This window comes from Microbulbifer litoralis (genome assembly GCF_023634065.1).
In the GTDB taxonomy this organism is placed as follows: domain Bacteria; phylum Pseudomonadota; class Gammaproteobacteria; order Pseudomonadales; family Cellvibrionaceae; genus Microbulbifer; species Microbulbifer litoralis.
The window spans coordinates 254,582-268,315 of sequence record NZ_JALKCV010000004.1 but is presented as its reverse complement, the minus strand read 5'-3'; the positions used below and the strand labels follow the sequence as shown (position 1 = coordinate 268,315).

8 protein-coding genes are annotated in these 13,734 nt (G+C 62.6%); 2 read left to right on the top strand and 6 right to left on the bottom strand.

The window, feature by feature from the left end; translation table 11 throughout:
* Nucleotides 1-139: 139 nt before the first annotated feature.
* Nucleotides 140-2,308 carry a M3 family metallopeptidase gene (locus MWN76_RS08600; RefSeq protein WP_250460988.1) on the bottom strand — a complete coding sequence of 723 codons (2,169 nt, stop codon included), beginning with the start codon at nt 2,306-2,308 and terminating at the stop codon, nt 140-142.
* Nucleotides 2,309-2,915: 607 nt separating this feature from the next.
* Between MWN76_RS08600 and MWN76_RS08595 the strand changes: the two genes are divergently transcribed.
* Entirely contained in the window at nt 2,916-4,817 is a 1,902-nt protein-coding gene (locus tag MWN76_RS08595; protein WP_250460987.1) for a metallophosphoesterase family protein, read from the top strand.
* 46 nt (nt 4,818-4,863) lie between these two features.
* Here MWN76_RS08595 and MWN76_RS08590 read toward each other — a convergent pair whose 3' ends face one another.
* The 5 genes from MWN76_RS08590 to MWN76_RS08570 all read right to left on the bottom strand — a co-directional run bounded on the left by MWN76_RS08590 (nt 4,864) and on the right by MWN76_RS08570 (nt 12,519).
* Nucleotides 4,864-6,174: an MgtC/SapB family protein gene (locus tag MWN76_RS08590; protein WP_250460986.1), complete on the bottom strand. Its 1,311-nt coding sequence runs from the start codon at nt 6,172-6,174 to the stop codon at nt 4,864-4,866.
* 98 nt (nt 6,175-6,272) lie between these two features.
* Nucleotides 6,273-7,274, bottom strand: a complete 1,002-nt coding sequence (locus tag MWN76_RS08585) for an AraC family transcriptional regulator (RefSeq protein WP_250460985.1) — start codon at nt 7,272-7,274, stop codon at nt 6,273-6,275.
* Nucleotides 7,275-7,430: 156 nt separating this feature from the next.
* Nucleotides 7,431-9,908 carry a glycoside hydrolase family 9 protein gene (locus MWN76_RS08580; RefSeq protein WP_250460984.1) on the bottom strand — a complete coding sequence of 826 codons (2,478 nt, stop codon included), beginning with the start codon at nt 9,906-9,908 and terminating at the stop codon, nt 7,431-7,433.
* Nucleotides 9,909-10,082: 174 nt separating this feature from the next.
* A complete protein-coding gene (gene greB / locus MWN76_RS08575; protein ID WP_250460983.1) occupies nt 10,083-10,586 on the bottom strand; it encodes a transcription elongation factor GreB in 504 nt (167 codons plus the stop codon).
* A gap of 4 nt (nt 10,587-10,590) precedes the next feature.
* On the bottom strand, nt 10,591-12,519 hold the full coding sequence (locus MWN76_RS08570) for a S9 family peptidase (protein ID WP_250460982.1): 1,929 nt from the start codon (nt 12,517-12,519) through the stop codon (nt 10,591-10,593).
* Between the two features lie 242 nt (nt 12,520-12,761).
* Here MWN76_RS08570 and MWN76_RS08565 point away from each other — a divergent pair, with 242 nt between their 5' ends.
* Nucleotides 12,762-13,616, top strand: a complete 855-nt coding sequence (locus tag MWN76_RS08565; protein WP_250460981.1) for a beta-keto acid cleavage family enzyme — start codon at nt 12,762-12,764, stop codon at nt 13,614-13,616.
* Nucleotides 13,617-13,734 lie beyond the last annotated feature (118 nt).

Genomic DNA, 13,734 nt, shown 5'->3' with positions numbered 1-13,734 from the left:
CTGAAGCCAAGAGGATCCATCTCCCGGGACACCCTGTGTATACATCCCTGTACACTCTCAACCGGCATCCATGCCTTGTGCGGTCCGGGATTTCATATCCGGCTCTTCATGCACATATCGGTGAGCGCGGGGGGCGGGTTTACTGACTCACCAGCCCGCGCCGCTTCAGCAACGCATCGGTGCTGGGCTTCTCGCCGCGGAAGTTGATGTAGTCCTGCATCAGGTCCTGGCTGTTGCCCTTGGAGAGAATGTTTTCGCGGTAGCTGTCGCCGTTCTCGCGCGTCAGGCCGCCCTCTCTCTGCAGGTAGGCGAAGGCGTCCGCTGCAAAGACCTCGGTCCACAGGTAGGCGTAATAACCGGAGGAGTAGCCGCCGGAAAATACGTGGCTGAAGTAGGCGGATTTGTAACGCGGCGGAACCGGGGCGTAATCGATCCCGTGTTTTGCCAGCGCCTTCTGCTCAAACGCGTTGAAGTCCTCGATTTCCGTGCCCGCCGGAATACTGTGCCATTCCATATCCAGCAGTGCCGCCGCCAGGTATTCGGTGGTGTCGAAGCCCTGGTTGAACTTGTGCGCCTTCAGTACCTTGTCCAGCAGTGCCTGCGGAATCGGCTCGCCGGTCTGGTAGTGCTTGGCGTAATTGGCGATCACGTCCGGGTTGATATTCCAGTCCTCGTTGAACTGCGAGGGGAACTCGACGAAGTCCCGCGCGGTCGCGGTACCGGCCAGGCTCGGGTATTTCACCTGCGAGAATAGGCCGTGCACGGCGTGGCCGAATTCGTGGAACATGGTGCTGACTTCGTCGAAGGTCATCAGCGTCGGCTGGCCTTCCGCCGGCTTGGGAATATTGAGCGCGTTGTAGACCACCGGCTTGCGATCCAGCAGGTCACTCTGGGTCACGAACTCATTCATCCAGGCGCCGCCGTTCTTGCCCTCGCGGGCATAGGGGTCCAGGTAGAAGAGGCCCACTGAGCTGCCATCTTCGTTGAAGATCTCGTAGGCCTTGACGTTCGGGGTCCATACCGGCAGGTCGTTGCGCGGCGTGAAGGTGATGCCGTAGAGGCGTTTCATGGCGTAGAAGAGGCCGTCGTTCAATACGCGGTTGAACTCGAAGTAGGGTTTCACCTCGCTTTCATCCAGGTCGTACTTCTCGGCCCGTACTTTTTCCGCGTAGTAGGCCCAGTCCCAGGGCTGCAGCTTGAAATCACCGCCTTCGCTATCGATGATTGCCTGGATATCCGCGGCCTCTGTTTTGGCCTTGGCGACCGCCTTGGGAGCCAGGTCATCGAGGATGTCGAATACCGCATCGGGGGTCTTGGCCATCTGGTCCGCGGTGACATAGGACGCCCAGTTCGGGTAGCCCAGCAGCTTGGCCTTGTCGGCGCGCAGCTCCGCCATGCGGACCAGCAGCGGGCCATTGGTATCCGCGGCGCGGTGTGCGGAGGTCTCCCAGATTTTCCTGCGCAGGGCGCGGTTGTCCAGGCTGGACAGGATCGGCTGGCGGGTGGTGTTGACCAGCGTGATCATATAGCCCTCTTTGCCCGCGTCTTCAGCCGCGGCGGCGAGAGAGACAATCTGCTCATCCGACAGGCCTTCCAGCTCGCTCTTGTCCTCTACCAGGATTACATCGTTTTTGAACGAACCGAGAATGTTGTTGGAGAAGTCGGTGGACAGCTTTGCCAGCTCTCCGTTGATTTCGCGTACCTGGGCCTTGTCCGCCTTCGACAGCTTGGCGCCGGCGCGGACAAACTTGTCGTAGTAGAAGTCGACCAGCCGCTGGTCCTCGGCGTTGAGGCGGGATTTGTCCCGGTGGATTTTTTCAACCCGCGCGAAGAGTTCCGGATTCAGGTAAATATTGTCGTTGTGCGCTGCCAGCTTGGGGGCGAATTCCGACTGGATAGCCTGGATTTCCTTGTTCGACATCAGGGCCGTCATATTGGAAAAGAAGCCGGCGGCGCGTGACAGCAGCTGCCCGCTCTTTTCCATCGCCACAATGGTGTTGTCGAAGGTGGGGGCCGCGCTGCTGCTGGCAATCACATCGATCTCTTTGAGGTGTGCCTTGAAACCGGCCTCCAGTGCAGGGCGGTAGTCGTCGATCCCAACCTTGTCGAACTGCGGGGCCTCGTACTGCAGGGGGCTCGGCTTGAGCAGGGGATTGTCGCTGGTAGCGTTTTTCGTATCCATGGCCTGGGAGCTGCTTGCCTGCGCCGCGCTGGTGGCAGTGAGTTGCTGGCCCGCCATCTCCTCGTCAGAACAGGCGGCGAGTACCAGGCTGGCGCCAATGGCGGTCGCGATCAGGGATTTACGCATATTATCTCCGGGTGGTGGCGATCTGCAGCGGAATTTCGGGAAGGCCACGCCGGGGCGACAACGGGAATCCGGCCTGCGCAAATACGCATCGATGGGTCCAGGCGTCGGTTTGGCGGGCGCTGTGCTGCGGGAATCGCCGTCGGTTGCAGAATATTGACTGTTCTCGGATTGGCCCCGCCGGAAGCGGCAGCCAGTGAATCGTACAAGATATTATCGCACTGCCCGGTGGATTCAAGCGCCGTCAATTACACGGGATAATACGGAAAATGTCGGTTTAAGTTCGTTATTTCGGTCAAATGCCGGGATTGCGGTGGCATGGTTGCAACTTTTTCGGGCTGGAATTATTGGGCGAAAAATTAAAGAATTGCAGCATTAAATGCTGAATCTGGTGCTTTTGCGACTTGCGCCGGCTGGACTCGCGGGTCGGCTCCGGGTGCCTTACAGCCGCTGGCGCTTTCCTTGCACCGAACCGGGGCGTGCTGCAGCTCGAATAACTGCTGTGATAGTCTTTCCACACCGGTCTCGACAGAAGTCGCAAACTGGCCGGTATCAGGGACCCGGGAGCTGCTCCAATCTCCCGGAAAAAAATAAAAAAGGAATCACTTCCATGACTGCAATCCTCGCGGGACCTTTCCTGCGCCATGTCTCCAATGATCAGGTCAATATCTTTCTCGCGTTAGACGCCATGCCGGCGGATGCCAAGGCGGTGGTCTACGATGCATCCGATAGCGTGGCCGGCGAGAGTGGGGACTGGCGAAAGGCCATCTACCAGGTGGCGCCAAACCTCTATGCGCTGATGCTGCGCGCCTTTCCCGCCAGTGGCGAATTCTCCTGCGGCCACTACCAGTACAACATCTCTGTCGATGGTACCGATCTCGCGGCCCGCGGCCTGTTGGACGGGGAACTGCCATTGGGTTACACCCCGGCCCGCCGCCCGGGCTTCTACCTGCCCGAATACCACCGCAGGACGGTGACGGCCTCGTGCCGGAAACCCCACGCCAGTGTCGGGGGCAACCCGGCTCCCGACCAGTTGCTACAGGTGGATCGAATGCTGGCAGGGAGCCTCGACAGCGCCGAACGGCCCAGCCGACTGGTCCTGACCGGCGACCAGATCTACGCCGATGACGTCGCGCCGCCGTTGCTGGCCCTGTGTGAGCGGAATGCCGAACGGATCATGGGCAAGCGCGAGCACGTGATCGAGAGCTGGCGCAAGGGCCCGCTGAAGCCGTCGGACAGAAAGCTGGACGAGCGCCATCATTTCCTGCGCGCGAAGCAGGGGTTTACCAGCGACCAGAAGGCCAGTCACCTGGTCACCTATGGGGAATACCTGGCGATGTACCTGCTGGTCTGGGGCGGCAACGTGGAGCGGGATATCCCCGGTTTCGGACAGGTCAGGCACCGGCTTCACAACGGCGAAAAACCGGTGAGTACCGCCGAATACAACTGGAATCGCGACAGCGGGCTGGTCGAGCAATTCCTCACCGGCGCCCGCCAAGTCGCCAGGCTGATGGCCAATATCCCCACCTACATGATTTTCGACGATCACGATGTAACGGATGACTGGAACCTGACGGAGCAGCATTTCAGGCAGATGACCGGCGGGAGTGTGCTGTCGAGAAACGTCCTGGTCAATGCGTTGAGTGCCTATACGGTATTCCAGCACTGGGGCAATTGCCCCGATCAGTTCGGCGTGGAGGTCATGGAGAATATCCAGCAGGTATATGGCCAGCTGGGATTCGATCTCTGGCACAAGCTGGAACCCTATTTCACCCGGCCGGAACGGCTGTACTTCGGTTATGCCGTACCCACCACGCCGCCGATACTGGTACTGGACACACGCACACACCGGTCCTTTCCCGGGAATGGACTCGCCCTGATGGATGAGAGGGCATTTGCGCAAATGGAATGCCAGCTCGCCACTGTCGACAGAGGCAATAATGCCCTGGTACTGGTATCTCCCACACCGGTGTTCGGTTTCAACCTGGTGGAGCGGCTGCAGTTGCGAACGGGCGGTGACCTGGCCTGCAAGTTCGACAAGGAACCCTGGATTGCGAACGAGGATGCACTGGGGACCCTGCGCGACATCATCGGTCGCCATCATTTCACTGAAATCTATACCCTCTCCGGCGATGTGCACTATTCATTTGCGCGTGGCGAGAGCGGGGTACAGGTGAATGGCCGGTGGCAGAACTGGTGGCAGCTGACCAGCAGCCCGAGTTGCAATGTGCCGGTGGGCGGCAAATGGTTTTACTGTCTCAGCGACAGGCTGGAACGGGGAGATTGCTGGGACCGCGAGGAAACCCATTACCTGCCCGTTGCAGAGGACTCCGAACTGGTCATCCAGGGCTACTGCAATATCGGCCTGCTGGACCTGGGTCCGGGCAGCGGTGCCGCATTCAAGGTCCTTCGCAACGTCGAGGGCCAGCAGGAAACGCTGACTTATTCCCTGGTCGCATCAGCGCAGGAAGTGCGGGAGGACGAGCTGGAAACAGCAGAGATATCCCATTGAGCGTTCTGGGAGGCGGGAGATGCGGCAATATCTTCAGCTTCCCGTATCAGCTTCCCGGCCAGAAAATCAACACAGCCAGCCCGGCGGAAAACGGGATACAGAATAGCAGCAACACGCGCTTGAGCAGGGCGAGGCCGCCCAGCATCCCCGCGGCGCCCGCCTTGAAAATCATATTGGTCAATGTCGCGATGACCATCGCCCGCCAGGCGGTGTCGGTTTCGATCTGGCCGGCGCCGGCCAGATTGGCGGTGGACAGGGTGATGGCGTCCACATCGGTAAAGCCCGAGATCAGGGCCACCACATAGATACCGCGGTTGCCGAAGTACTCCTTGGCGGCGGCGATGGCGAGGATGACCAGTGCGTAGAGGGCGCCGAAGATCAGCGCCGGGGTCAGCTCTGCCGGGTTGCTCTGTTCCGGCATCTCGCTCTCCCGCTGGCCCACGTGGCGGTAGCCGATGGCGCAGACGACCAGGCTTACCAGCAGCAGTGCCGCCAGGGGCGGCATCAGCTGCAGCAGTATTCTCGGCGCGACCACCGATATCTCCACGAACATGCGGATAAACATGCTGGTGGAGGCGATCAGGATGACCAGCGCTGCCAGGTCGACAATGGCGGCTTCACTCTTCGCCCGGCGGGCGTAGCTGACGGTGGTGGCCGTGGAGGAGATCAGGCCGCCGATCAGGCCGCTCAGCAGGGTGCCGGCGCGGGCGCCGATCAGCTTGTAGGCGCCGTACCCGCCGAGGCCGATGCCGACAATCAGCACTACCAGCAGCCAGATCTTGAACGGATTGAGGACATCGTAGGGGCCGAAGGTGCGGTTGGGTAGCACCGGCAGGATGATCAGCGAGATCAGCGCGAACTGCATGATCGAGCGCAGGTCCCGCTCCGACAGGCGCTTGGCAAATGCGTGCATACTGGGTTTCAGGTGCAGTAGCACCGCGATGGTGCCGCCGACGGCAACGGCGACGGTCATCTCGCCGAGGATCAGGTAGGCGCCCAGCAGGTACATCAGCAGCGCGGTCACTTCCGTGGTGATGCCGGTACTTTCCCGGTCGCCGCGCAGCCGCTCGAGGTTGCCGAGCAATATCAATACCGTCATGCAGACCAGGCCGGCCGGTAACATCCAGGCGGAAGCGTGCATCTGGGCGATATGGGCGGTGAGGGCACCGAAAATTCCGATCAGAGGAAAAGTGCGGATACCACCGAGACGGTCGGTGGTGCGCTCCCGCTGCAGGCCGATCAACAGGCCGAGTCCCAGGGCAATACCGAAGGCGATGATGCTTTCCGAGTCGATAAAGACCTGTACCGGGTCGGGAATGGTATCTTCGCCGGTCGTGGAATTATTCTGATCTGCCATCTGCTGCGTTTGATTGGTCGGTGTCGATGATCACCGTAATTCTAGTGAAGAATCGTTCCCCGGGGGCTGTCGCGGCGTTCGCCGGGAGCGGGGTGGTATCAGTGGCCCCTTTGCAACCGGTCGCGGCGCTCCAATGGCGAAACCCCAAACCAGCGGCGACAGGCGGCCGCCAGTTCTTCCTTGTTGCGGAATCCCAGACGCAATGCCACTTCGCTGATCGGGATATCCTCGGTCTCCAGGTATCTGTCGGCCCTGTGCAGGCGGATCCTGTCGAGTACCGCATCGAAATCCACGCCCTCCGCAGCCAGCCGCGCTTCGAAACCGGGGAGATCCATGCCCAGCTCCCGTGCAATGGATTTGGGGGTACAGCGCTGGTTCGCCAGTTCCCGTCGAATGATCCGCTCGACCCCGGCGCTCAGAGTCTCGCTGGACGCGCCGTCGACATCGTCGATTCTGCGGGCTATCTGTTCCCGCAACTGGGGGCTGAATGGATCGACCGGTTTTTCCAGCTGGCTGGAACTGAGGATCAGTGCATTGTGCTCCTGCTCCAGGCGGACCGGGGCCTTGAAGAAGCGCCAGTAGCACTGCTGTGAAAGCGGTGAATCGAACTGCATCTGGACCTCCCGGGGCCGGAAGTTCTCCCCGTACAGGGCACGGACACAGTTGTTGACGGTACCCAGTGCCAGTTCGTAGGCGTAGCGCGGGTTGGTAAATTCGCCTTTCAGGGTCAGCCCGATCCTGGCGCTGCCGGGCTCGAACTCCCGCTCGAGATCAATCTGCAGGCTGGTGTTGTAGTAGTGGATATATTCGAGGATTTTGTCCAGGGCCCGGCCGACCGTGGGGCAGCTGAGCGCCATTACCGCGAGTTGACCGAGCACCATCAGGTCCTGCCGGGCGGCCAGGCGCAGGGCGAAGTCATCGCAACCGGTCTGGTGACGCCCCTCCTCGATCAGCCCGGCAACGGTCGACAGTGGCAGCACCGCATCCGGATTGCGGGTCGTCGCCCGGTCCAGGTCGAACTCGGCGAGCAAGGCGTCTGCGTCACCGCCGAGGTGATTGACCAGGTCGAAATAGCCCATCAGGGCTGAGGCTCGAATCATACTGTTTGCGGCACTGGCTGATACTGGGCGGCTAAACGGCGCCGGGGATTTTTCACTGTCCTGAACAGTATAGAAACTGCAACCCCGGGTGTTGCACGAGGGGCGGAGTCCGCTTTATACCGGCTTGTGGGAGCGTGGCGGCCGCTGCCATTGCTCTCAGCGCTCACTATCTGACAGCGCGTTCGCCGCCAGCGCCAGGAACATATAGTTCGTCGCGCCACCGCCCATGACGTATTCGGTCTGCTGCCAGAAAAAGGGCCAGGTCTTCAGTTCCGGCAGGTCCGGGCGGATCAGCGCGGTGCCGGAAATTACCCCGCCGGGAATATAGGACCAGTCGGCCCGGTTGACCCCGTAGGCCACCAGTGCCGAATCCGAGCCCACGCCGGAGGCGAAGGATTTGCTGTTGCTGCCCGGGTGCACGCCGAGCACGAAATTGAGTGCATTGAGGTAGATATTGCGATCGGCGATCCGGGGCCAGCTCTTGTGCACGAAGTACTGTTTGACGCCGAACTCCTGGATACCCCAGCCGGCGCCCCAGATATGCGGTTCGTAGGGTACGCCGTAGGGCGTGGCCTGCGCCCGCTGCTGTACCCGCCTCTGTTGCCCGACGACAGCCTCACCGATGGCCTGCACAAATGCCGGGTCTTCGATGTGGGGTAGGGCGCGGCCGATGGCCCAGGCAGTGTTGTCGATATCCGCGACCAGCTCCCGGCGCAGCGAGACCAGCTGTTCCTTATAGCGGTCGTCGTCGGTAGCCAGGATCAGCTCGGCCAGGGCGAAGGCGCGCACGGCGGTGTTCTCGGTGTGCCCGAAGGCGCGGCTGAACAGGGTTTCCGCGGCGTCCAGGGCCTCCGACGCCAGTTGCGGGTCGTAGTCGCGCATGACCCGCGAGGCGGCGGCCAGGCCGGCGACGGTGTCCAGCTCGCGCTCGGGATTCTGCTCGGTGAACACCCAGCGGTCGTCGGAGTCCGCCGGCGCCTCGGCGGGCACGCCATCGGGTGTTTCCACCCCCCGTGGCTGCACGCGGTTGTCGGTCTGGGAAGCGGCGTCGCCGAGCATCACATACTGGCGGATCGAAGGCACGATGATACCGCGGTAGAGCCGACCGAGGCTGTGGTATCCGCCCAGCACCGTCAGCAGGCCGTGTTCTATCTGCTGCAGCGCATCGTTGCGGCCGTCCGGGCGGTGGATCTCCACCTGCTGTTTTTTCTGGTCGATGGTGGTGGCGTCGTAGTCGAGCCCGAATTCCTCCACCATCATCGCCAGCAGCCAGACGGTGCCGATCTGGGACTCCACCCGCAGGTCGTAGTCGCCGGCGTCGTGCCAACCGCCGCGGTTGAGCCCCGGTACCGGCTGGCCGGGTTTGAAATCGGTGAGGGTGGAGGAACCGGCAACATAGCCGTCGATGTGGTTGTAATCGACCGGTGACATCAGGGCGTCGTCGTGGTGGCATTTGTCGTGCCAGACGCGGTATTTCTCGTTCACCCGCATATGGCACATCTGCACCGGCAGGTAGTACTCCAACGTCGGCTGCCAGGCGTGCCGGGCGAAGACCTCGTCGCCGATGCGGAAGGGGCGGGATTTCCGGTCGCGGTAGCGCAGCTGGTACATGCCCGGCTCGCGGATATCCGAGAAATCGAACTGCAGGTAGTGGTAGCGCAGGAAATTGCCCCAGGGTTGCGGCTCGCCGCGCCTGGCGACCTCGGCGCCGTTCTCGGTGAGCCTGAGCAGTTCCACCGGGGACGCATCGGTATCGCGCCTGTCCTGCTCGATCACGGCCCGTTTGGGCTGTTCCGGTGTATAGCCGAGCTGGGACACCTGGATGACCGGCTGGTATTGCCAGTCGTCGACCGTGTGTGCTTCCACAATCCATTCGATGGCGTTCTCCGCCGCCCCGCCCGGCACCGCGGCGCGCACGATAAACCAGCCGTTGTTGTGGTTGCCGCGGCCGTCCCAGAGTTCCAGCTCGCCGCCTTTGACGCGGCGGACCACCATGCGCTGCAGGTTTTCCTCCGGCGCCACCACCAGCGAGTCCCCGCGCGCCAGCGGCTCGGTGAGCCAGTCGCCGCCGTGATCGCCGACGGGTCCGTTGGGCTGGACCGGGAAGAGGCCGGCCTCCTCGTCCATCAGGTAGGACTTGCCGAACAACTCGCCCGGGAAAAGCTCAAGGTTGAAGCCCACTTTGCCGATCCAGGCATCCGGCAGGGGTTCCTCCAGGTCCACACTGATCCTGAAGCGGTCGCCGTCCAGCGCCTCCACCGCCACGCGGTAGTCGAATTTCAGGTCCGGGTATTCGATCGGGTTGAACCCCTTGCGGTCCTTGCTTTCATCCGGGTAGGCGAGCGCCTGTGTAATCCGCTGTCGCTTGCGATCGATGTCCGCTTCGCCCACGCCCTTGGGGACCGGCGACCACTGGCCCGGTGACGCCTCCAGCCGCAGGTCGCCGTTGGCGGCGGTGCGCACGCCGTGCTGGATCACGGTGACACCGGTCTGGTGGCCGTCCGGGTAGATATCGGCGAATACGGTGACATCCAGGCCGGGCTTGGAAAAGTAGCCCCTGTCGTTCAGGCGCAGGTCTTCCGCGGCGGTGGTGGTGGCGGCAAAAAACAGGGCGAGCAGGGAGATAACTCTCATCGGACTTCCTCGTTATCGATTTTTCACCGTTTTATCGCGATGAATGTGGCGCCGTCGTCCGATTTCGTGCTCTGGTGATTCTTTTACTCCGTTTACCGCCCGGGAGGAGGGAGCTGGGACGCAGCCGATCGCCGGAACGGTCGATACCATAGTCCCGGCAAGCGCGGATTTTGTTTACGGCTCCTGATAGTGAATCTCCACCACATAGTGGGTCACCCAGCGTTCGTCGATACGCAGCTCCACCTCGTCGTCCAGCCGCCGCCCGAGCAATGATCGCGCCACCGGCGAATCCATCGAGATCAATCCCTCTCGCACATTGAATTCGTCCGGACCGACGATGCGGTAGGTCAGGGTATTGCCGTCGTCGTCCTCCAGTGTTACCCAGGCGCCGAAGAAGATCTTTTCCCGCTCCTCCGGGATCTGGTCCACCACGGTGATCTCTTCCAGGCGTTTGGTCAGGAAGCGCACGCGGCTGTCGATTTCCCGCAGGCGTTTCTTGCCGTAGATATAGTCGGCGTTTTCCGAGCGGTCGCCCTGTTTGGCCGCATCGCTTACCGCCTGGGTCACGCGCGGGCGCTCCTCCTCCCACAGGAACCTGGCCTCCTCGCGCATACGTTTTGCGCCCTCGGGGGTGATATAGCGGGAACCGCGCCGGCGCGGTGGTCTCCATCTGCCCATACTGTTATTCCAGGTTCTCGATGGTGATGCCCGGGCCCGGCTGCGGCAGCGGGAAGTCGAATACGCGGCTGTAGAATTCCAGCTCGCCCTCCAGCGCCATCTTGATGCTGTCGCCGCCGCGGAAGCCGTGGCCTTCGTTGTCGAAGGTGATATAGGCCACCGGAATGCCCTGCTGTTTCAATGCATTCACCATGGTCTCCGCCTGGTTGGGTGGCACCACCTTGTCCTCCAGCCCCTGGAAGAAAATCACCGGGCAATTCAGTTGCCCGACGTGTTCGATCGGTGAGCGCTCGCGGTAAACAGTTTCGGCCTGCGGCCAGGGGCCCACCAGCTTGTCCAGGTAGCGGGATTCGAATTTGTGTGTGTCCCGCGCCAGCGTGGTCAGGTCGCCGATGCCGTAGTGGCTGGCGCCGGCCTTGAAGGTGTCGTGGAAGGTCAGCGCGGCCAGCACCGTGTAGCCGCCGGCGGAACCGCCCTTGATCAGCAGACGCTGCGGGTCCGCCAGCCCCTTTGCCACCAGGTATTCGGCCCCGGCGCAGACGTCCTCCACATCGAGGATGCCCCAGTTGTCCTTCAGGCGCTCGCGGTAGTCGCGGCCGTAGCCGGTGCTGCCGGAGTAGTTGACGTCGAGGATGGCGAAGCCGCGGCTGGTCCAGTACTGGATCTTCAGGTTGAGGCCGGCGGAGGTCGCGCCGGTGGGGCCGCCGTGGCTGAATACGATCAGCGGTGGCAGGTCGCCTGCGGGGGCTTCGAAATCGGGGTTGTGCGGTGCATAGTAGAAACCGTATACCTGCCGCTCCCCGGCCGGGAACTCGATTTCCTGGGCGCGGGAGAAGAGTGCCTCGGGAAGTGAACTGCTGTTGCTGCTGGCGATGGTGGTGAAGTCGCCGGAGTGGTTGTCGAAGCCGACCACCGCCGGGAAGCGGCTGGGGCCGGCGGCGATCATGACCGCGCGATGGCTTTCGCAACGCAGGCTCTCGATATCGCAGTAGGGCTGCTCGATCGCCTTGTGGCTGCGGTCGTGAATATCGATCCTGGCCAGGTGCCAGCGGCCTTCGCTGGTATAGGTGCAGAGGATTTCGTCGGAGTTCAGGAAGCCGTAGGTAGACATACCGAACACCCATTGGGGGGTGGCGAACTCCGCGTCCTTGCGCCACAGCGGCTCGTCTTCGCCCAGGCGGTAGATATTCCACCAGTTGCTGCGGTCGGATACATAGAACAGCTCGCCCTCCGGGGACCACTGTGGCTGGAAAATGGATTCGCTCGTGCCGCCGGCGACCGGGCGGATATTTTCCGGGGCGCCGCTTGCGGCGATCTCCGCCAGGCACAGTTCGGTGCCGTCCCAGGGCATATCCGGGTGCTGCCAGCGCAGGAAGGCCAGCCGGTCGCCGGTCGGGTTCAGCGCCGGGTTGGAATAGAAATCGGCGCCCTCGACCAGCACCTGCGGCGCGCGCTCGAGGGGCTGTTCCAGATCGATCGCCAGGATGCGGGCTCTCGCTTCACCTTCGCCGGAAAAGTCCTCCTGCACGCACAGCAGGCGGCCGCGCCTGCGATCCAGTTGCAGGTCGGCGTAGCGGTAGGGGCCCTCGGCGGTCAGCGGCTCCGGTACCTGCCGGTCCATATCCATGCGGTACAGGCGCTGGTCTTCCGCCAGCACGAAGTAGACGGTGTTGCCGTCCACCAGGTAGCTGGCGCCGCCGTACTCGTGGGCCTTGGAGCGCACGCTGAGCGGCGCCGGTACCACATCGCGGCGGCCTTTTTGCGGGCAGTGCTGTACCAGCACCGAGCGGCCCTTTTCCGCCGGCCGCGATTCCAGCCAGTAGCAGCGGCCATCCACCAGGCTGGCCTCGCCGAGGCGCACGCTGCCCCGGACCAGCAGGTCGGCGTCGATGGTGGATTTCCAACTGCCGTAGGGGGCTGTCTGCACACTCATGATCCGGATTCCTTGTCTCGATTTGCGCCGCATTTTGCCGAGCCCGCTGCCGCGGCACAACTTTTGTCGCCCGCCGGGCTGTGCTAGGCTCAAAAAACCAAGCAAGTGCTTGGTTCCGGCCTGGTGATGTTTTGGTGACAGGCAGTTGCTGTTAAACCCCGGTTGCAGGCCGGCTCGCTGTTACAGGTGCAACACGCCCGGCCGGAACAATAACGATAAATGAAAAAACACAGGAGCCCGCCATGTCGGACGAAGTGGTGATCACCTGCGCCCTGACCGGCGTACTGACCAACCCGGAACAGCACCCGGTACCGGTCACTCCGGCACAGATGGCGCGGTCGGCCCGCGAGGCCTACGATGCCGGCGCCTCGGTAATGCATATCCATTTCCGCGCCCAGGAGTCGGGCAAGGGACACCTGCCCAGCTGGGACCCGCAGGTGGCGCTGGCGATTGCCGATGCCATCCGCGACGCCTGTCCGGGCGTGATCCTGAATTTCACCACCGGTACCATCGGCCGCGACCAGCGGGGCGCGCTGGATTGTATCCGCGCCGGCCGGCCGGAGATTGCCGCCTGCAATGCCGGCAGCCTGAATTACCTGAAGGTCCGCTCCAACGGCACCTGGGCCTGGCCGCCGATGGTATTCGAGAATCCGGTAGACAAGATCGAGGAGCTGCTGGCGGTCTGCCGCGAAACCGGCACGCGGCCGGAGTTCGAATGTTTCGACCTGGGGATCGTGCGCTCGGTGGGCATGTACAGCGATGTCGGCATGGTGGAGCGTCCCAACTACAACCTGGTCATGGGCGTCGCCTCCGGCATGCCCACCGATCCCGAATTGCTGCAATTGATACCGAAGTATATGAAACCCGGCGCGCTCTGGCAGAGCACCGCTATCGGCCGCGAGGAGATCTGGCCGCTGCACCGGAGGACGGCGGAACTGGGCGGCCACCTGCGCAGCGGTGTCGAGGACACTTTTTACCTGCCCGGTGGCGGGCGCACCTCCGGCAACGGCCAGTTGATCGAGGCGCTGGTCACGGTGGCGGAGGAATGTGGCCGCACGGTGGTCTCTCCACAGCGGGCGCGTGAAATCTTTCTGTGAATGCCGCGTCCGCGGCGGCCGCTGACTGCCGGGACATCGGCCCTTTTCCCCGCATCGCTTTGCGGAAAATATTCTCCTGCTAGCCCGGATATTTCACCAGGCCGCTTAGTATTTAGCG

What these genes read in the sequence shown, in the direction of transcription:
- MWN76_RS08600 (WP_250460988.1), bottom strand. Translation starts at nt 2,308, where the DNA reads ATGCGTAAATCCCTGATCGCGACCGCCATTGGCGCCAGCCTGGTACTC.
- MWN76_RS08595 (WP_250460987.1), top strand. Translation starts at nt 2,916, where the DNA reads ATGACTGCAATCCTCGCGGGACCTTTCCTGCGCCATGTCTCCAATGAT.
- greB (WP_250460983.1), bottom strand. Translation starts at nt 10,586, where the DNA reads ATGGGCAGATGGAGACCACCGCGCCGGCGCGGTTCCCGCTATATCACC.
- MWN76_RS08570 (WP_250460982.1), bottom strand. Translation starts at nt 12,519, where the DNA reads ATGAGTGTGCAGACAGCCCCCTACGGCAGTTGGAAATCCACCATCGAC.
- MWN76_RS08590 (WP_250460986.1), bottom strand. Translation starts at nt 6,174, where the DNA reads ATGGCAGATCAGAATAATTCCACGACCGGCGAAGATACCATTCCCGAC.
- MWN76_RS08565 (WP_250460981.1), top strand. Translation starts at nt 12,762, where the DNA reads ATGTCGGACGAAGTGGTGATCACCTGCGCCCTGACCGGCGTACTGACC.
- MWN76_RS08580 (WP_250460984.1), bottom strand. Translation starts at nt 9,908, where the DNA reads ATGAGAGTTATCTCCCTGCTCGCCCTGTTTTTTGCCGCCACCACCACC.
- MWN76_RS08585 (WP_250460985.1), bottom strand. Translation starts at nt 7,274, where the DNA reads ATGATTCGAGCCTCAGCCCTGATGGGCTATTTCGACCTGGTCAATCAC.